The sequence below is a fragment of the Paenibacillus sp. 32O-W genome, from assembly GCF_007679495.1.
Lineage (GTDB): Bacteria > Bacillota > Bacilli > Paenibacillales > NBRC-103111 > Paenibacillus_L > Paenibacillus_L residui.
This window is the reverse complement of the sequence record NZ_VEGP01000031.1, coordinates 31516-52609: the sequence shown is the minus strand read 5'-3', so window position 1 is coordinate 52609 and position 21094 is coordinate 31516. Positions and strand designations below refer to the sequence as shown.

General features: G+C 38.8%; 13 protein-coding genes and 3 pseudogenes. 12 read left to right on the top strand and 4 right to left on the bottom strand.

All coding sequences use genetic code 11. The features are described 5' to 3' along the window. Positions 1–62 precede the first annotated feature (62 nt). Positions 63–1796, top strand: coding sequence for a sensor histidine kinase (locus FS806_RS13825; protein ID WP_186328355.1), 1734 nt, complete (start codon positions 63–65; stop codon positions 1794–1796). A 62-nt stretch (positions 1797–1858) separates the two neighbouring features. After that, positions 1859–3472, top strand: a complete 1614-nt coding sequence (locus tag FS806_RS13820) for a response regulator transcription factor (RefSeq protein WP_186328354.1) — start codon at positions 1859–1861, stop codon at positions 3470–3472. 173 nt (positions 3473–3645) lie between these two features. Here FS806_RS13820 and FS806_RS27200 read toward each other — a convergent pair. Next, positions 3646–3847: pseudogene (locus FS806_RS27200) on the bottom strand (IS4 family transposase); the annotation flags it as partial. Positions 3848–4397: 550 nt separating this feature from the next. Here FS806_RS27200 and FS806_RS13815 point away from each other — a divergent pair. Together FS806_RS13815 and FS806_RS26185 are read left to right on the top strand one after the other, a co-directional pair. Then, the gene (locus FS806_RS13815; protein ID WP_222126664.1) at positions 4398–4649 is read left to right on the top strand and encodes a hypothetical protein; all 252 of its coding nucleotides are present in this window, start codon (positions 4398–4400) and stop codon (positions 4647–4649) included. A 300-nt stretch (positions 4650–4949) separates the two neighbouring features. Then, on the top strand, positions 4950–5192 hold the full coding sequence (locus FS806_RS26185; protein WP_222126663.1) for a hypothetical protein: 243 nt from the start codon (positions 4950–4952) through the stop codon (positions 5190–5192). Positions 5193–5273: 81 nt separating this feature from the next. Here FS806_RS26185 and FS806_RS13810 read toward each other — a convergent pair. The 3 genes and pseudogenes from FS806_RS13810 to glyQ form a co-directional block, all read right to left on the bottom strand. Continuing rightward, positions 5274–6269 (bottom strand): annotated as a pseudogene (locus FS806_RS13810) (IS630 family transposase). Positions 6270–6434: 165 nt separating this feature from the next. Next, on the bottom strand, positions 6435–8516 hold the full coding sequence (glyS, locus tag FS806_RS13805) for a glycine--tRNA ligase subunit beta (RefSeq protein WP_144937421.1): 2082 nt from the start codon (positions 8514–8516) through the stop codon (positions 6435–6437). Continuing rightward, on the bottom strand, positions 8517–9395 hold the full coding sequence (glyQ, locus tag FS806_RS13800) for a glycine--tRNA ligase subunit alpha (protein ID WP_144937418.1): 879 nt from the start codon (positions 9393–9395) through the stop codon (positions 8517–8519). It abuts the gene before it with no gap. Between the two features lie 815 nt (positions 9396–10210). On the opposite strand from glyQ, the pseudogene tnpA reads away from it, so the two are divergent. The 8 genes and pseudogenes from tnpA to FS806_RS13760 all read left to right on the top strand — a co-directional run bounded on the left by tnpA (position 10211) and on the right by FS806_RS13760 (position 21081). Then, a pseudogene (gene tnpA / locus FS806_RS13795) lies at positions 10211–10603 on the top strand (IS200/IS605 family transposase). Positions 10604–11087: 484 nt separating this feature from the next. Further along, positions 11088–12548 carry a class I SAM-dependent methyltransferase gene (locus tag FS806_RS13790; protein ID WP_144937415.1) on the top strand — a complete coding sequence of 487 codons (1461 nt, stop codon included), beginning with the start codon at positions 11088–11090 and terminating at the stop codon, positions 12546–12548. Positions 12549–12622: 74 nt separating this feature from the next. Beyond that, positions 12623–13744, top strand: a complete 1122-nt coding sequence (locus FS806_RS13785; RefSeq protein WP_144937412.1) for a tetratricopeptide repeat-containing glycosyltransferase family 2 protein — start codon at positions 12623–12625, stop codon at positions 13742–13744. Positions 13745–13799: 55 nt separating this feature from the next. Further along, complete coding sequence (locus tag FS806_RS13780) at positions 13800–15050, top strand: SDR family oxidoreductase (protein ID WP_144937409.1); 1251 nt, start codon at positions 13800–13802, stop codon at positions 15048–15050. A 75-nt stretch (positions 15051–15125) separates the two neighbouring features. Next, the gene (locus FS806_RS13775; protein ID WP_144937406.1) at positions 15126–17537 is read left to right on the top strand and encodes a glycosyltransferase family protein; all 2412 of its coding nucleotides are present in this window, start codon (positions 15126–15128) and stop codon (positions 17535–17537) included. 65 nt (positions 17538–17602) lie between these two features. After that, the gene (locus FS806_RS13770; protein ID WP_186328353.1) at positions 17603–18700 is read left to right on the top strand and encodes a glycosyltransferase family 4 protein; all 1098 of its coding nucleotides are present in this window, start codon (positions 17603–17605) and stop codon (positions 18698–18700) included. Positions 18701–18738: 38 nt separating this feature from the next. Then, on the top strand, positions 18739–19818 hold the full coding sequence (locus FS806_RS13765; protein ID WP_144937401.1) for a glycosyltransferase family 4 protein: 1080 nt from the start codon (positions 18739–18741) through the stop codon (positions 19816–19818). Positions 19819–19824: 6 nt separating this feature from the next. Next, on the top strand, positions 19825–21081 hold the full coding sequence (locus FS806_RS13760) for a nucleotide sugar dehydrogenase (RefSeq protein ID WP_144937399.1): 1257 nt from the start codon (positions 19825–19827) through the stop codon (positions 21079–21081). Positions 21082–21094: the final 13 nt, after the last annotated feature.

Below are 21094 nucleotides of genomic sequence, written 5' to 3'. Positions count from 1 at the left end.
TGTTGTTTAGTTTGGAATGGAAGCGTTACCAATATCCTTTATCGAGGAACGAGGCTGAGGATATGTTTACTAGAAGACGCCTTTTTACAAGCATCGGCAACAAGATGTTTCTGATCGCTTTCCTGTCGGTGCTGTCCGGTTTAATCATGATCGGGGTGTTTGCCTACTCTACGGTTTATGTATTGATAAAGGAGAATCAGGAGAAATCGCTGCAATCTTCAGTCGTGCATGTAGAAGACTACTTGAAATGGTACATGTTGAATATCCAGTCCCAGCTGCTTTACTTTTCCAATGTCGATATTTTTGAGTCGCTGAGCCGTGAAAATTACATGCTGTTGATGAATAATTTTATCACCTTGTATTCCAACGATATTAATGCGGCTTATGTTATTGAGCAGGGGGAGCTGCTGGCGATATCGCCGGAGCTGTATAAACATTCCGTTCCACGTCAATGGCTGGAGGAGGTTGACAAGCAGGCGTCGCAGTGGGGCTTCTGGTGGAGTGATCCTTTCGACTCCGGATTCGGGCGGGCGGTGACGGTAGCCAAATCTTTCCGCTCCTCCGACAAAACGAGAACGATAACGGTTGCCCTGGAACTGAATGTGGAATCGTTCGCCAGCTTGGGGGAATCCCGGCCTACGGACAAAACGATTTATATTTTCTCCAGAAGCGGGAAGTTTGTCGCCTCCAACACACCTATAGACCATTACTCGCAAAAACTGCAGCGGGACGAGATGGTGCGGATTCTGGGGGAAACACTGATTGAAAAAGGGAAGGACTTTAATACGATCCATACACCGCAGGGCGATTTCAAAATTTTAAGAAGCGACAACAACCGATGGGATTGGATTGTGTTCTCGGTCGTTAACGAAGCCAAGGCCTATCCGCTGTTAACTTCATTGCAAAAACAGTTTTTGCTCATTTTGCTTATTTGGATCACCATCTCGCTTATCATATCTTATCGCTTGGCCGCCTATATCAAGAAGCCGATCCGAACGATCATCCGCCAGATGAATGCCGGTTCACTGGGCCGATTGGATACGCGCATCGAAATCAAGCGCAATGACGAATTTGGCTTGATTGCCACGCATTTTAACAAAATGATGCTGAACCTGAACGACCTGTTCAACAATTTGAAAGAGGCCGAAGAAAGAAAACGGGTGCAGGAAATGAAAGTACTGCAGTCGCAAATCCAGCCTCATTTTTTGTACAACACCTTAAACGCGTTCTACTGGCTGAGCGAAACCGAGCGTTCCCGCGAGATCGGACCTTTGATTCAGGCATTAATGGGCTTGTTGAAATATTCCATCGATAAGGTAGGGGATGTCGTCCCTCTGGAGGAGGAGGTCAGGCAGCTGCATAATTATGCGGAGCTGATGAAGCTTCGGTACGGTCCTGTATTTGATCTGGACATCGTCATTCCGGATTCCATTGCGGCTCAAGCGACGATCCCGAAGCTAACCTTGATCACTCTGGTAGAGAACAGCATTTTCTATGGGCTGAGCAAGCCGAATCACCGCAACCATATCATTATTTCTTCGGCGGAATCGGATGCGGGCCAATTGCTTCTGGAAGTGAGCGATACCGGCCCGGGAATGAAAGAGGATGCCATTAGGGATTTGTTCAAGAAGCAGGAGACCCGCTCGACCTTCAAAGGGCTGAACAATCTGGGCATTCGCAATATCCAGGAGAGAATTCAGCTGTATTACGGGTACGAATACGGGTTGAGCATTGAAAATGATGAGGAGGAAGGGCTGCTGGTCAAAATTCGGCTGCCGTTTCCGAGCATAAGCTGATCTTGCGACAGAACATCAGCCAAGTCGAAAAGATGTGGACATCGCATTCAGGGGGGCCTTCTATGGAAAAGCTGAAAACGATGGTCGTGGACGACGAGCATTTTGTCAGAGAGCATTTTGAACGGAGAATTCCTTGGGAGGATGCCGGCTTTATCTGGTTGGGAGCGGCCCAGAACGGGCGGGAAGCCATCGAGATGATGGAGCGGGAGCTTCCTCACATCGTATTGACAGATATAACGATGCCGGTCATGGACGGACTGGAATTTGCGAAGTATGTCCGGGACCGATGGCCGAAGGTGAAGGTCATATTCTTAACCGCGCACGATGAATTTGCCTATGCTCAGAAGGCATTGGTGCTCGGAGCCAAAAATTATTTGCTCAAGATGGGACTGTCTAAAGAAGAGATTCTTCAAGCCTGTACCCAAGTCGCGGAAGAAATCAAGCAGGAACGGGACCAGGAGGAGCATATTCACTTCCTTAAAGCAGAGTATAGCGAAAAGGAGTGGTCCGCCAGACGGCAACTGGTTCAACGTCTGCTGGAGGGAAGTGCGGCCGGCAGCGAGCTCCTGCGTCATCTTAACGGGGCCATCGCTTTAAACGGCCGATACTATGCCGTTCTGTCCTTCGGCTGGGACGGCTATTCCGTAAGTGCGGAACAGGCCTGCGAGGCACATACGCTTGAAGAAACGCTGGATCAAAGGCAAAAGCAGACCGGCCAGGCGATCGAGCAATGGGAAGGGATGTCCGGGGAACCGGATATTCAGGCCGCCGTCTTTCCGTATAAACGCTGCCAATTGTTTATCATGCTTACTTGTCCCGTTCACCGGGGCTATGCCTTTTTCCAATGCAAGCTTAATGAGTTCGTTCATAACCGGCTGTCCCTGTTCAAGCAAAGATTAGGCACAGACTGCTTTGTATACGTCGGCCCGATAACAACCGAACCGGAGCAGTTTTCGAAGTTGGTCAGAGAGGCACTGGCCCGGATTCAGGAACATTTCTATACCGGTCTGAGCGTCATGTCGGGTCCGGACACAGGTTCCTTCTATGAACCGGGGAAGGTGGGGCGGCTTGAAATCATTGCCGAACTGACCCGCTCCCTGCATGCCCGCAACTGGCAGACATTCGCCGAGCATGTGCAGCAGTTAACACAACTGCGCAATCCGCCCTATTCGCCGAATTTTCTGTTAGGTGTAGCGGAAGCGGTTCTCGATACCGTCATGGAAGGCAGCGAAGCGGACATGCATGATTTGAAGCTGCAGTTGGAATTGATTGTTTCCTGGGAGCAGTACGGCTGGTGGTGGCAGCAAGTTAAGGAGCGGCTGGCGGTCATCTACGGGCTGCAGGGGGAGAACCGGAAGGTGCGCAGGGAAATCCAGGCCATCTGCCAGATGGTATCGGAACAATATGGCAAGAACTGGAGTATGGCTGATTTGGCCAAGGCCGTCAATCTCAACCCGGCTTATGTCGGACAGCTTTTTAAACAGGAGACGGGCGAATATTTGACCGACTACATCAGCCGGGTGCGGCTGCATAAGGCTAAGGAACTGCTGGAGCGGACCGACATGAAAATTTACGAGGTGGCCCAGACGGTAGGCATAACGGATTACCGGTATTTTTGTAAAATGTTCAAAAACATGGTCGGAGTGACGCCAACCGAATATAAGAAGTCCATTTAGCTTCGTGGCTGAATGACGCTTGAGGGGAGAATCCTAAGATTGCTTGGGGTTCTCCCATTTTTTCTGCCTCCATTGTCCGCTGCATGGAAGTCCCTGTTACTTAGCTTCCAAGCGGTAATTTGATCGGTATCCGGTAAGTTACTATTCATTGTAAGTCAGCATTTTGCTGGATAACCCCTGAAGTTCTTTTGCAAACGCAGGAACGATTTCGCGCACTTGAAAGATTTCGATCTCCCAACACATCCTAAAAATCCGGATGATCACCTGAGCAGTCAGGCTAATGTCTGTCGATAGGATCGCAAGTCATTTGTTCTTCTTGGAACGATGACGGATAGACACGACCGGATCAAGCTTCGTCTTGATTTGGCGAAGAATGATTCCGATGTGTGCCTAAAACGTGCCAGCATTTCAACAGCTTTGCCCCGGTTCCGTTCAAACATCGAATCGTCAAGACGAACGCTCTGTACTCTACTGCTGAGGTTAGTTTCTCAGCAGGCGCTATAGTGTCGCTGCTTGGCGAATAACAAAAAATGCGTTGCCACGCATATCCGCCATGATTCAAGGAGCGGTAGAAAGCGTCTTCTCCGGGAAACGTGCCACAATTTCCGAGAAAAGGAAATGTCCCATTCTCATGGTATCCCTCTATCTGCTGACCGTCAAGGTCATTTTGACACTGAAATCGGAATTTTCCAATCCACAGCTGAATCATTTGTTCACTTTGGTCCATGGCATCAAATCTCTGTGTCGGACGTAGAAATATCACACAGATTCAGCACGAATGGCGGTTCCCGAAGAATCGTGTTCCCGATCGTAGATGATACCTGCTGTAAGAAAGACCGAACGACTAAGAAAATGGAGGCATTTAGCTTTCAGTATTCACATGAAGAAGGAAAATTCGTCTGGTTTCACAATCTCGTTACTACGCATGTCGTCTGCGATGACCAGCCATACGTCTATGATTTTCCACCTTGCTATCGAAGCGAATATTGTAAAACGAATCACCTTTAAAAGCAAGAACGATTTGGCCGTCGAAATGATTGAAGTCTTCCCGGCAAATCATGATGAGCGCGTTTATGTCCTGATGGACAGTTGGTATACCAGCGAGAAAGTCGTGAATGATTGCAACTGCAAAGGGTTCCATGACATTGCAACCATCAAGACGAACCGACTGATCTGACCGTCCGGTATTACGATCGAGATAAACTATTTCGCTGAGCAGTACATTCGCAAATCTGATCTCCGCTCCGTTACAGGTGGAAGGTCAGGGCATGTACTGGGTTTGTATCTACGAGGGACCAGTCAACGAAATCGAAACGTCAGACTGCTACTTTCTGCTTTCTTGCAAAGATGAGTACCACATCGAGCAAACCGCAGGTTCGTCTTCTGTGAAGAGATCCGACGTTGGATATTGTTACCATTCAACGTTACTATTACGTACGCTGGAACATCGAGACCAGGTATCGTTATTACAAGGAAATTGCTGGGCTTTGGCCAATATCAATTGCTTTCGTTTCACGGTATTCAGCGATTCTGTGCCATTCAGTTCCTGACGCAGAAATTCATGGAGTTTCAGCGTCAGGAGTGGATGAACGGAGGTACTGAATTGACACTTGGTAAAGTGGTACATCGCATCCGAGAAGAATCTTTGGGTAAAGTGTCGCATATGTTATCAACAAGCCTTGGAAAGGAAATTTTGCATCTTCTCAAGCACTCAGCCTAAATCGCTACTTTACCGTTCACGCTACAGGTCTGCCCTTTTTATGATAAAATACCGAAATCGCAAGACTCTATATAAGTTGAACTAATGATTTACTAAATGTCCCGACTCCAATCGGATGCAAAGTCGATCAATGATCTTCATAGGGTTGAGCATGATATTCTCCATAAAGGCACGAACATTCTTGCGAATGTCATCAACAGTGTGGTAGAACACGTTATTGATCACATCGGATTTTAGCCACTTCCAAAGCCCTTCAACAATATTGAGTTGCGGGCTGTACGCAGGCAAGAAGACAAAGCGTAAGCGAGAATTTTCTTCCAAAAAGGGTTGAAGCAGCTTGGCATGATGGATCCGGGCATTATCTAAAATCATCACGATTTTACCAGTAGGATAGGCCTCTAGAACTTGTTTGAGGAATGTTAAAAACGTTTCAGCAGTGTACTCCTCGTCTTCACGCCAAACAATCTTGCCCGTCGCATAATCTACTGTGGATAGCAATTTTACACCACGATGCTTACCCGTTGTTTGAATCATGCGCTGTTGACCTTTGGGAACCAAGTCCGCTGCAAGGCTTGATAATCACGAATCATGCTTTCATCTTCAAACAATAAATGATCAATTTCGCCATTATCGTAGTTTTTTTAACCTTGGAAAGGTTTCTTCGACAAATTCTCTTTGCTTTTCTTCATCGGCTGCTGCTAATGTGTAAGTTGGTTTGGTATAACTCATGCCGATTCGGTGCATGAGTTTGGATACGCCGCGAATCGAATAGGTATGCCCAAACTCACGACGAATATAGGACGCAATGATTTCCAAAGTCCAGTTGAATTTTCCTGTAAAGCCCAATTCATGAGGAACGTGATCGATAATCGTTTGTTTGAGCTGGGTTTGCTGGTCCTTGCTTAAACGTGTGGGCTTTCCTGTTGATTGTTTCATGATTAATCCGTTAAGTCCGAGTTTGTTGTAGGTGTCAATATAAGCTTTGATTGTTTTGCTCGTTCTGCCCAAAATGAGAGCAATCTGACTAGTGGTATTCCCCAGAAGATGAAGCCGGATGGTTTGGTATCGTTCATACATCCGCCGGTCTTTTATTTGTTTGATTCGTTCCTCGACTGCATTTAATTCTGTTTTTGTATTCTCCAAGTTAGATCACCCGCTCAAATGAGATTTGATATTCTCATTCGACGTACAGGGTTGGAAAATCCTTCTAAAGAAAATCGTAAGTTCAACTTATATAGTAAGTTAAATAATTAATTTAGAGAAATCGGCGAACGAGTTTATGTCCTCTGCAACGTTGGTTATCAAAATGAGTCGATTTTGTCGCACTTCCTCATCTTCATCCATAACCATTACCGACTCAAAAAAACAAGCGATTGGCTTGCTCAATGAAGATAATGCCTTGAAAGCATCATCCATTCTGTATTCATTGACAGCATCAACAAATTGCTTATGAGCAATGAGCCAGCATTTATAAAGATCCATTTCTGATGATTCGTTAAAAAGTCTTTTATCCACTAATTTGGAGTCGATATTTACAGCTATATTACAAACGCGATTGAAGGATTCTATTGTCAGACGAAGCCTTTCTATATCTTGATCTGTAACAGCAGCCGCAAGTACATTAGCTCTTAGAATCGTGCTTCGTAGATCTTCCGCACCAGTTCCGAGTACTGCATCGATAATATCATTTCGGATTCCATTCTCCATTAGGGCAGTTTTGACGCGCAGCGAAAAAAAATCCCGTAAATCATTGTAGACATCGAATGCCTTGCGTCTCATCCTACAATTTGAATGGATTTCAAGTGCAATTTCAAAAATCTCCGATAACTTTAGTGGCATTTCATGCGAGATCAGAATACTTACAATCCCAGTTGCTTGACGTCTTAGCGCATAAGGATCCTTCGAGCCATTTGGAACTAATCCGATCGAAAAACAGCCTGTAATTGTGTCGATTTTATCAGCTAAGCCAATTATTGCGCCAATTAATGATTTAGGGGGTGTATCACCTGACTTACGCGGCATATAATGCTCTCTAATTGCTTGTGCTACACTTGCTTTCTCACCCGCCATACTCGCATAGTTTTCACCTATAATTCCTTGTAGTTCAGGAAATTCGGATACCATTTGAGTGACCAAATCGAATTTACATATCTCGGCTGCACGATTTAGGTCAATCAATATTGGATTTTCAACTCGTAAACGATGTGCTATAGCCACAGCGATTTTATTAATGCGTCTTACCTTATCTGCCATTGTACCAAGTTCTTCGTGATAAACGATACTTTCTAGTTTCGCCATAGCGTCTGCAATGACTAGTTTTTTGTCCTCCTCATAAAAAAACTTCGCATCTGCCAAACGAGCACGGAGCACTTTCTCGTTCCCTTTTATAATCACGTCTAAAGATTTTATGTCTCCATTTCTTATTGTAACAAAGTGAGGCAGTAACCGACCTTCAGAATCCAACACTGGAAAATATTTTTGATGTTCCCTCATTGAGGTAATTAGAACCTCTTGTGGGATGTTTAGAAAAGAAGAATCAAACGAACCAGCCAATACCGTAGGGTATTCTACTAAGAATAGTACCTCTTCCATCAGATCGTCATTTAAGTCAATAACCCATCCACGATCTGAGGATAATGATTGGATACCTGTAATTATCGCTTTGCGGCGTTCTTCAACATCTGCGATCACGTATTGTTCTTTCAACTGATCTTCGTAGAGCAATGGTTCCTTTATTAGAGTGTCCTTCCCTAGAAACCGGTGGCCACGAGTCACATTCCCCGATTTTACATTAGAAATTTGGAAATTAATTACATCCCCTCCGAAGAGCGCAACAAGCCATCGAATAGGCCTAGCATACCTAAGTTCGTGATCACCCCATCTCATACTCTTTGGGAAATTTATTGAAGTAACAAGATGGGGGAGTACCTTTGATAAAAGTGCCGAGGTCTCTGCACCTTTCTTTTTTTTCGATGTATATAAATAATCTACATCCCCGTGTTGACGAAAATACAGTTCCTCCAGTTTAACACCCTGCTTTTTGGCGAAGCCGACTGCAGCCATAGTCCATTTACCAAACTCGTCAAGCGCAAACTCTCGTCTAGGTCCCTTTACTTCTTCACTGGTATCTTTTTGCTTCTCAGAGAGATTAGCGACCAGGACAGCGAGACGTCGGGGTGTTGCGTAAGTTTTTATTCCCTCATGACAAAGTCGACTTTCTTTTAGCCAACTTTCTGTCATAACCTTCAACTGCAATATTGCGGATCGCACAAAGCGTGCAGGCAATTCCTCGACCCCTATCTCAAGTAAAAAATTTTTAGTCATTCACATTGCTCCTTCCTTGAGTAATGGAAAACCAAGCCGTTCCCGCTCTTTTAAAAATATTGATGCAACAGATCTTGCTAAATTTCGAACCCGTCCTATGTAACCCGTTCGCTCGGTCACACTTAATGCACCACGAGCCTCCAACAGATTAAATGTATGTGAACATTTTAGCACGTAATCGTATGCTGGAAACACCAGATTGAGTTCTAAAGCCCGCATGGCTTCCGTTTCATAAGTCGAAAATAGAAGAAAGAGCATGGAGACATCTGACACTTCAAAAGTGTACTTGGAATGTTCATACTCAGGTTGTAAAAATATATCGCCGTATGTAACGCCTGCAACCCATTCCAGATCAAAAATATTTTCTTTTTCTTGTATATAGGAGGCTAGCCGCTCCATTCCATATGTAATTTCCACCGCCACTGGATGACAATCGATTCCGCCAACCTGTTGAAAATAAGTGAACTGTGTGATTTCCATCCCGTCAAGCCAAACCTCCCATCCTAGCCCCCAAGCGCCAAGAGTTGGAGACTCCCAGTTATCCTCGACAAACCTAATGTCATGTCTTTGAGGATCGATCCCAAGTCGTCCGAGGCTCTCCAAATAAAGTTCCTGGATGTTATCTGGGGAAGGTTTCATGATGACCTGAAATTGGTGGTGTTGATACAGGCGATTTGGATTTTCGCCATACCGGCCATCGGCAGGTCTACGTGAAGGTTCAACGTAGACAACATTCCATGGCTCCGGTCCAATTGTACGAAGGAAAGTCATCGGATTCATGGTGCCCGCTCCCTTTTCAGTATCATAAGGCTGCACGGCGATACAATTTTGTTCCGTCCAAAACTCAAGCAACGTAAATGTCATTTGTTGAAAGTTCATGAATAGAATTCACTCCTTGATGAAAGGAATTTCATTATTTGATAATGCCAATACAAGAAAGCCCCCCGTCCCTAAGTCTGTAAATTGTAGACTTAGGGACGGGGGCTTAAGCCCTCGCGGTTCCACCATACTTGGCCTTTTAAAATAAAAAGCCAACTTCAAGACACTTCTCTTAAGAGTGCTTTTTTAACACGATCTTCACATCCGGGCTTCCACTATCCCCCTCCTGTTTCACAGATTATGCCTTAAGTTATCAGCTATTTAACATTAATTATAACCGTATTTTAGATGATCGGAACACAAATGTCAAATTTGCCCAGTATATACTTAGGCGCGGTTATTTTAACCAACCTTTCCTAATCTTTCTTTTGCACAAAATTATTGGTTAATAAAATAAAGGTTGTTTTTTGTGTAAGAAGCAAAGAGTTTATTTAGTACAAACACAGAATAAAGAAGCCTGACGAGCAGTGTCAAAAAGTTTTCGAGGCTATTTTTTGGGGGGATAAAATGGCAATCTAAAAGAAAATAGATTATGAACATCAAGTTGTTAATGTTCCGGGATTATCCTGATTTATCTGTAGAGGAATTCTGGATTGGTTTAAGGAAAGTATTGTTTGAAACTTTGCCTGGACATATCAAATTACACCAAATGATTTACACACTTTAGTTAACAAGCTCCTGGTCTAAACCCACTGACTTTCAGTCAGTGGGTCCTTCCAGGACTAGCAGACACTTCAGTGTCCTAAATCTTTGCTATACTGTAGCAGGGTGAAGAAAATGGGTTATATCAATATGGCAGTCATACGGTATTTGACATTCAGTATCACGTTGTGTGGACGACGAAGTATCGATACAAGGTGCTGCAAGGGAAGGTGGCAGAACGACTGCGAATATTGATCCGCCAAGGATGCGAAGCATGAAACATTCAAATCGTACGAGGAAGCATAGGAAAAGAACATGTGCACCTGCTCATATCATGCCCGCCAACGCTGGCGCCAAGCAAGATCATGCAATATCTGAAAGGGCGATCATCAAAAATGCTGCAAGATGAATTCCAGGAGCTAAAGAAACGCTACTGGGGCCAGCATCTATGGGTGCCAGGGTATTTCTGTAGAACAGTAGGCACAGTAACGGAAGAAATCATCAAAGAGTACATCGAAAACCAAGGACAGGATCGAGACGACGAAGTATTCAAAATAGAAGAGTGAGTTTCAGTCACGAACTTCATTTTGCTTTAGCAAGAGGGCTTTTCAGTGCACTTCAGTGCAAAGGACGACGATCAGTCGAAAACTTTAGCTGGCTTTAGCCTGAACGGCGACTTTCAGTCGCCTTAAAAATCCCCTGCACTTTAGTGCAGGGTCGTTTAGAATTCTTGTCTTAAATTATTTATGCTCTAGATTAGAGACATTTGTTTCTCGAACAGTTTTTTCATTTCTTATTTACAGATTATTGTTGATTCTATTACACGGTTATAAAAACATCGAATAATTGGGAAAAAGAGGTGTTTACTTCAAGACAAAAATGGTATAAAATCCATACTATAACATAAAATGCCCAATATTACCCATTATTCATCAAACTTGGTAATTCTATTCTAGTAGAAATGTCGAGGGAGGAGCTGATTTGACGAATAATGTGAGATTATTGTTGGTTGTATTTTAACTTAAAAAAGATTATGAAGAGGTGAGTGAGTTGGTTTCTATTATTAGTACTGATTCAACTTTCCCTGATACTATTGGACAAATCCTAAACAGATGTCTTTCGGGTGAAGAGGGCAAAATTATTATTGAGAGGGATGACAATTTTAAAAGTTATTCAAATATGGATTCATGGTTGTCCCAAAACCCGGTTATAAATGAATTTGAAATAGAGTTATTGGATAACACTATTGGCCCACGTGTCCTTGATATTGGTTGTGGAACTGGGAGGCATGTGCGTTTTTTATCAAGTCGTGGTTTAGATGCGCATGGTATCGATATTTCTCAAGGAGTTATTGATATCGGTAAGAAACTAGGTACAAAGAATATAAAGCATGGATCTTTATGGGACTTTCCGGAAAGGGACAAATTTGACACCATTGTATTTATGGATGGATCTCTTGGCATGATTGGGAGGATAAGCAGACTCTCAGAAATGTTTGAAAAAATAAACAAGATACTTAGTATAAACGGTCAGATTGTAATAATGGGGATTGATTGGCGAGATAGTAACAACCCGATTCATATCAAGTACAATCAAAAAAACCATGAAGCAAATAAATACGGGGGTGAAATAAAAATAAGGTTACGTTTTAATGACATCGTAGGAGAATGGTTTGAATGGGTATGGGTTGATCCTGATACTTTAATGCAATTAGCAATTGCCAGCGGATATAAAATTAAATGGTTCAAACAAATAGGGAATAAATTTGGGGTTATATTACAATTGAAAGAGAATCGGTTAGTCAATAGAGGAGAAGATGAATGGATAATTGGTAAAATAAATTATCCAATAAGAAATCAGGCGGAAATTTCATTCGGTAATTCTTATAAAGGTATGAGAACTGAACAAATTGGTCCTTATATAGTTGCCTTCCCTGTTCAAGACAGTTACGAAAAAAAATTATCGCTTTCTATTGTTACAGACATATGCAAGTTTATCTCAGAAAGAATTGATCTACCTGTTTTTGTGGGGGGGTCACATTCGCCTTTATCATGTAATAAACATCCCTTTGAGTACTCTGATTTAGATTTATATATATGTGTTAGGGATTTTAATGTGCATAATTCTGAATTAAAAAATAAAATATTAACAATATCATCAGAAATATGTAACCGTTTTAATTTTAAACATGAGATTTCGATTGGAGTTATTAAAAAAGAATGGTTGAAAATGCCCTATTTTTGTGAATGTTTAAACCCTTTGGATGCATTTGAGCGAAAATGGTGGAATTCATTACCCGAGGAACGTGAACAGGAGGCAGAACGGCGAATAAATAATGCATTGAATTATATGAGGAATTTATCTCTTGATGAAATTACTAATCAAATTCAATCGCTCATAGGCAAAAAGCTTGCAAGAGAACAGATTGGAAGGGTAATCTTAACGCCAAGGTGGAAGTCAATTACTGAGTTTAAATTAAATCGAATTCGTACTTTGATTGAAGAGCAGTAAATGTTTTTCACAATAGAAACTAAATGTTTCTTTTATAGAAGTATTTCCAAATTATTTTTCGATGGAGAGTATTTATGGGAATAGCCGCGTGTGTTCTTGTTAAAGATGAATCACAACTTTTAAAAGAATGTTTAGATTCTTTAATAGGAGAAGTTGATGAGATTATCGTGGTAGATAACGGGTCTACTGATGATAGTCTTCAAGTTGCTAGACATTTCGGTGTAACAATCATTGAATGTCCTAATATGTTGTTCGATGAAGCAAGGAATGCTTATCTTGAAGCAGCTACCGCTGATTGGATATTGGTCTTAGATGTGGACGAACGCATAACACGACAATCTATTAAAATAATAAGGGATACAATTGTAAACACTCCAAATAACGTAATGGCGTTTAATCTTCCTTGTTATAATTATTGCGGACAAGGTCAATGGGCAACTATACGTATATGTCGATTATTTAGGAATAGTCCATTAATTAGATATAACAACACTTCTATGCATGCTTCCGTAGTCCCTAGCATTAAGAAGATTGGTGGCGCATTTATGGACATAAGCACACCAATCCATCACCTAGATACGTTAATTTATGGTCGTGCAAAAAGGAAACGTGAAAGAAATACCCAAAAATTAATATCTGAAATTCAAAAAGGGAAATGTCAGGCAAATTTGTTTTACTTTTTAGGTTTGGAATATTCTGCCCTAGGGTTATTTGATGAGGCCGAGAAATACTATTTCAAAGCTATTGATCTTAATGTCGAATCTTCTTCATTTGCGAGGTTGCTCTTGGCACAGCACTATTTGTTAAAAAATCAAATAACTGATGCCCACAGAGAAGCATTAAAAGTGCTTATAGAACAACCATATTTAAACGATAGTGCATCGTTAGTTTTAGCGGAGGTTGCTGTAAGAACTGGGGATCTCACACAAGCAAAGCAAATATGTACAACTTTAAAAGAGAAATATCCTGATGAACCTCACGTATATATTAACTTAGCTTCACTAATATCTGAAGAAGACCGTTTAACCGCTAATATGTATATAGAAAAAGCGATAGATTTAAACCCATATTTAACACTTCCTATAATCTATAAAGCCGGCGAACAACCAAATATTTTTAAACAACAGGTTTCTTTTTTAACGACTAGTAAATCAATATTTGATACACTGATTCCCCAGCAAAGGACAAATACTTAAGGATTAGATAAGAGAAGGAAACGATTCTTTTATAAAATGGGAGGATGGATCAACTTTGACAATAAAAACAATTAATGTATATGCTGGCGATCGGTTTGTTTTCGAAACACATATTAATGAATTCCTAATAAGACGCGAAGAAACTAGATTTTCTGAAGCATTTTTGGTAATAATCCCACCTAATATGTCTACTCATTGTCATGTGCATCATGAAATGGAACAGATGTTTTTTGTATTATCAGGTAAAGGTATGTTGAAAACAGGGATTGAAAGAAGTAACCTGGACAACTCTTGTAATCTAAAAGTAAATGATCTTGTTACAATTCCGACAAGCACGTGGCATATGATAATAAACGAGAATGAAGAACCACTTAAGTATTTATGTATAAACTCATTTGAATCTGAGTTGATTAAAAATCGAAAAACTTCTCTTGACCATGCAGAAAGTGTTCTGAGGGATTATGCTCTAAATAAAAATACAACGCTTTTAGGAAATCAACGACCAATTCTAATAGTTGGTGCTGCTGGTTTCGTTGGATATAACCTAACCCTAGAGTTATTAGAGAAAGGAATACCCGTTTGGGCATACGACAAAATTCCATTCCCGGTGAATAAAGTCCGAAAAGACTTATTGAATTTGTTACATTGTAATATTGTGGATATTTCAAATGAATCAGAATTTAATTACCACCTAAGTAATGATATTCGGGAACAGTCAGTAACACCTAAAGTTTTATTGACAACATTGGGAACATCAGATACCAGGTCCCATATATTTAATATGAGTATAGAAAAGTTCAGAGAGCAAATAGATGAACATTTAGTTAATTACTTTATTTCGGCAAAAACATTCTCTAAAATTCTTGTTGATAATGATTGTGAAGGATCATTGGTGTTTATCGGATCAGTTGGAGCAAATAGAGCACATAGAGAACAATGTGCTTATGATGCTGCAAAGGGAGGTATTGAGTCTTTAACAAGATCTTTAGCACTTGATTTAGCACCTTACAAAATTAATGTTAACACTATTGCACTGGGTCCAATAGAAGAATCACCTACAAGTATAGATGATTATTGTATTTTACAAAACCCAAATGATTTAAGACAAATAGTTCCGATTCAAAGATATCCTACAATTTCGGAGATCACACATTTTATCCGAAGTTTTTTAACTAATTCAAGCCTATCTATTACTGGTCAAGTTATTACTATAGATGGTGGGTTAACTGCACAATTGCGTCCTGTAACTATCGAACGACTCTCAGAAAGGAATATGTATTTTGTAAATGCCTTTGCAAAAGAATAAGCTTTATTAGTGTTTTATAAGCAAGGGAAGTTTCCTCCCTTTACTTATTACTATAAACGGAGGCGTGGTTGATAAGTGTCTATTGATTTAATTGACTTAATCAAAAAAGTTCCTTGGTGGGTCCCTTCTGAAGATATCGATATAAGGTTAATAGACGCAGTAAATAATGCTTCTGCTAAGATTTGTACTTCAACGCATAGTCCAAGGGATAATTTTGTTTTTTTGTTGCAGTTAAATGATGAAAATTCCATTAATTCTCGAGTGTTCTTGGAATTAATTGATTATTTATTTGAAGTAAAGAGAGCTTGTGCAGAAAATTATAAGCTACTTTTATTTGCTAAGCAACCAATTGTTAATAGTTCTGTGCTTAAGTACAAATTTGATAGTTTTTTCGATGTATTAGCTGATCAGTTTTCCTTAGGCAAACCAGAGATTATTATCTTAGATGATTATATGGAATGCGGTGTAATAATACGTGATGCTTGCGATCTACTAAGAACCATGAATGGGAAATTAGTGCCTAATAAATTCTTAGATGCAATATTAAGAATTGTGCTTTTAAGATTAGGTTCAGAAATAGTTTATTTAGGTGGTGGATACCTACCAAGTGATCTACTCAGGCATTCTGAATTATTATTCATAGGGGTATTTCATATTACTAAATGGGAGGAGCCTTTTACAACCTGCCCAGAATATGCCAAACTACCTCCTGCAGGTGCATGTGCCAAATCCTCAATTTTATTTGCTTTAGAAAAGGATGATTTACTGACGTGCAAATGCAAATCAAAAAATGAGAGTGTCGAGTCTTCTATAAGACTTTTGTGGAAATTATTTTTGGAAATTAGAAGGGTTCTCATTAAAAAGAAAACTGATAAATTTAAATTTTTTATTAAACCTAAAGTGAATTTTCATTCAACAAAATTTCAAAAATATAAGGAAAAACAATATGCAGTGATGTTATTTGGTTCTCCCTCGATTTCCATATCGAACATCGCTTTGTGTTCGTTGACTAGTTCTTTGAGTAAGGACGGGAAAGGGGTTTTATTGGTAGAGGATGAAATTTCTAGGAAGTTATATAAAAATTATGATGTACCTGCGGTAAAAAAGATGTACCACGATTTAGCGGATTTATTTGATTTGCAGGTAACCTTCACATCCGAAAGGGAAAATTTTGCAACTTCTATTGTGAAATGGCTTGAAAATTTGAAAGTATCTGATGTGATAAGAGCTATCCCTTATGGGCGTACTAATAGGTCAAGAGGGACTATAACTGTATATGATGCAATCCATTTAGCTACAATGGCAGCTACATTAGAGGAATATCCTGAACATAGTTTGGTTTTGCATGCTAAAAATGTTGCAGCGCTGAATGCTTTTTTAAAACCGTTAAGAGTGCCGGGATATATTGCATGCCATAACTTTTTTGATAGTGGAGTAAGATTAGCCCCTTATGATGATATTAGAAAATCTTTATCTAAGCAATTAGTAGAGAAAATGGATTATAAAACTGAACAATTAATAAAAGTGGCAAAATTGGACGAAAAAATTAATATTCCATATGTGGACAGTATTATTGGAGAGAAATTAAAGACGTTAGAAATCGACGAATTTGCCGGTGAAGTTTTCCAAATTCCTGATTATATTTTACGAAGTACTACCACATCGAATAATGACTTTTATCTAAGTGTTGACGATATAGGGACTAACGTATCAGGATTAAAGTACGGAGGGCCAAGGCTTAAGATACTCCAAGTAGGGACTAATATTTTTGTGGAACACCTGCGTCAAAAAATTATCAATAATATCTCTACAAGCGATATAGTTGTATGTGCTAATAATTACATATATGAGTTTATTATAAATCAGATAAATTTACGGGAAAATATCTTTGTCGTACCTATAGGTGTTGATGAAACTTATATGAATAAACCATATACACATTTTATTCCTAATCGAATAATTGCTTATGGGCCAAATATAAGACAAGATTCTGGAATCATAAAGGACTTAATCAACTCATCAAAATATTTATATCATAAGGAGTATATTCATGAATTAATTATTGTTGATACAAATAAAAAATCAAAAGAAAGATACCAAAATAACATTTCAAATCATATAAAACTAATTAAAACTAATAGCTTAGAAGAGTTGGAATTACTTCAGAGTGGTCAGATATTGTATTGTCTTTCCAATCTGGATTCAGGAGTAAGCTATAAAAAAGCTGGCTTACTGCATAGAGTTGTAATTGCCTCGCAAGGAGGGACAGCTGACGAGTTTGTTAATAACGGGAAAAATGGTATTATTTTCGGAGGCGAAGGGTGGTATAACTTAGCTTTTACGCTCGCGTATTTGCTTACACGGCCGGACGAGTGCGATAGAATGGGAAAAAATGGTCATAATTCCTTTTGCGATAGTAATTGGGAAAAATACTATGAGGAAATAGTAAGAATAGCTGAGTCTTTTTCATCTAGTTTAAATGTATAAATCAAAATAAGCACCAAATGAATTGCTTAGCCTATTCTAGTAATACTCTGAATCGAGGGGATACTTTGGAAATAAAGAAAATTGAAGTAATTCATATTCCAGAGGTTTGCTATTATAATACCTTTATTGAAATAATCACACAAATACAGAGAAATACTAATATTGATGTACTAGTGCCAGGGATATTGCACGATGTACCTAATGCACCTGAGCCATTCTTTAAAAATTCGATTAAATATTTTAGTAGGGATGCTAAAAAAATAGTACATTTTCATTGGCCAGAAAAACTATATCGTAGGATAAACCACACAGAATTTATCAATGAACTCGATAATTTAAAAAAAGAAAACGTTATCTTAGTAAAAACCATCCATAATTTAAAGCCCCATGAGATTAATGATGAAAAGGAAAATAGACTGGAGCAAGTTTTTAATAGCATGATAGACAAATTTATTCTTTTTTCAAATGCGCAACTTAACCAATTTGTTAACGAATATCCGCAATATAGGCATAAATGTGAAATCATCCCACATCCCAACTATTTCACCAATGTTGTAAAAAACGAGGATAATATCAATTGGCGTTGTAGAGTAAGAGCTAAATATAACATTCCTCATAATACTCTCTGTTTTCTGGCTATAGGGAGGTTAAGACATTATAAACGAATAGATGTTTTACTTGATGCCTTAAGATTAATTAAATTATCAAATATTAGACTTGTTATTGTTGGAAATCCGGATGAGTTAGCAATACATGAACTAATCCAGACCAGAGCTGCTAAGGATACTCGTATAATCTATATTTCAAAGTTTGTTGAGGAGAAGGATATCCAAGAACTATTACTTGCATGTGATATAGTAACTTTACCATATGAAAAACCTTGGTCGAGTGGAGTTGCGATATTGGCTTCAAACTATGGAAAACCTATATTAGGTTCAGTTCCATTAATGTTTGATCTAGAGCATTCAGAGTATGAAGATGTGGGGTTTATTTCAACACAAATTAATATTACAGCTGAAATTATTTCAGAACTTATGAGAAAAGCCCACTCGGTAAACAACGAAGGATTAATAAGCATGGGCGCGAATTTTAAAAAAATGACTGGCCGATATAATAATGAAGAAATAGGTGAGATGTACCATAAGTTATATCAAAACCTATAATAAAACAATTTACTGAAAATTCGAAAGAAGGACTCTAAATGAAAATTCTGTACATCTATAAATACTGCATACTTGGTGGGGTAACAACACAATTAGTGAATAGATTGAATTATTTATCTCAAATGTGTACACCATATTTTGTGTTTTTGAGTGACCATGGCGGGCGTTCAGCGTTCAATGGTTACCCACATATCTATATTTTAGATAATAAACAAAAAATGATTAATTTCTTGAACCAGAATAAATTTGATCTAATAGTAACAATTGATACTTATGAAATCTATGAGGTTATCGATGAATTAAAAATCAATGTAACAGTGATTCATGAAGTACATTCAACATATATTACCACACTTATGAAATTAAAGGAAGTATTAGCTAAGTCTGAAATAGCTGCTATTATTACTCCGTCAGAATATTTAAAAAACAAAATCATAATGAACTATTCTGAAAAATCAAATATCCCTATTTATTGTGTTGAAAATTGCCTTGATACAAGTCTTTTTTCGTACAAAGACGTTATATATGAAAGTCTTAATAATGAGAGAATGTTATTATGGGTAGGTAAGTTAGACGATCACAAAAATTGGAAATTTTTTATTGAGGTGGCAGTAGACTTAAAGGCGCATTTAAAGGGTGACGTTATTTTCCAGTTAGTGGGAGGGCATACGGCGCCTGATAGTATTAAAAACGAGTTTATTAGAACTATTAGCAAATATAAAATAGATGGTTTTTTTAATTGGATACCTTTTGTAGATTATAAAAATATGCCTGAAATATACTCTAAAGTGGCTAAAAGTGGAGGTCTATGTATTAGCACATCAATTGATGAATCTTTTGGCATGTCATTAATTGAAGCAATTTCTTGTAACTGTCCGGTTATTGCACCGAAAGTAGGTGCTATACCGGAGATACTAGATGGCAATCTTAGTCAATACTTATATGAAGTTAATAATAAGGAAGACTGCATTAACAAAATTATCCGAAGATTGGAAATAATCAGCATGGATGAGGACTATATAACAAAGTACGGCAATTCCTTTATTTTTTCTAATTACAATATTCCCAAAATAGGAAACAAATATTTGGAAGTAATATTAAAAACAGTGACGGGGTAGAAAAAAATGAAAATAAATGTTCTAGGTTTAGGGTACATAGGCTTACCTACTGCAGTTTTATTTGCAAGCAAAGGATTTGATGTACATGGGGTGGATGGCAACCCTGAAATAATCGAAAGTCTTAGAAGAAAAGAAATAAATATTAAAGAGAAAGGTTTACATGAGCTGCTTATTGATGTTTTTAATAATCAGAAGATTAAGTTTTCTACAACTCCTGTCGAGAGTGATGTCTTTATAATTGCAGTTCCTACTCCTACAAATATAGATAAGACAGCCAATTTAAACTATGTACTTAATGCTATCAATTCCATTTTGAAATATCTGAGAAAAGGAAATTTAATTATTATAGAATCTACAGTTCCCCCTGGTACTATTGAAACGAAAATAATACCTTTATTGGAATCAACCAAATTATCTGTTGGAGAGGATCTTTTTATTTCACATTGTCCGGAACGTATTCTTCCGGGAAATTTACTTCAAGAAATGATCAAAAATGATAGAGTTGTTGGAGGAATTAATGAAATTTCAGCGAGTATGACAGTAGAATTATACAAATGCTATTCAGAGGGGAAAATCCACGTTACAGATCTTACAACAGCTGAAATGGTAAAACTAATGGAAAACGCATACCGAGATGTGAATATTGCTTTTGCAAATGAGGTAGCGCGAATAGCTGAAAAAATAAATGTAGACATATGGGAAGCTATAAAAATTGCAAATTCCCATCCGAGAGTAAATATATTACAACCAGGGCCCGGAGTAGGAGGGCATTGTATTGCCGTTGATCCTTATTTTTTAATTCAAATTGCTCCAAAAGAAGCTAAAGTAATTGCTGCAGCAAGAGATACGAACAACAATACATCCAATTATATAGTAGAACTGATAAAAAAATCGATCGAGCATATAGAAAATCCCCTAATATCAATTTTTGGACTAACTTATAAAGCTGGAGTTGCAGATATAAGAGAGAGTCCAGCAATTAAAATTGTAAATTCATTATTAGATCAAAAATATCGACTTAGCATTTACGATCCATTAGTTAACGTTTATGATAAAATTCAAAAACCGACTGTGGAGGAAGCAGCAAACGAATCCGATTGTTTAGTATTTATTACAGATCATGCCGAGTTCAAAAGATTAGATTTTTCAAAAATTAAAGAAAGGGTTAGGACAAAAATAATTGTTGATACAAGAAATGTTATTAAAGAAAACATTACAACTGACGGATTTATGCATATCAGATTAGGCGCATTGAAGTTATAACAAAAAGTGTTAA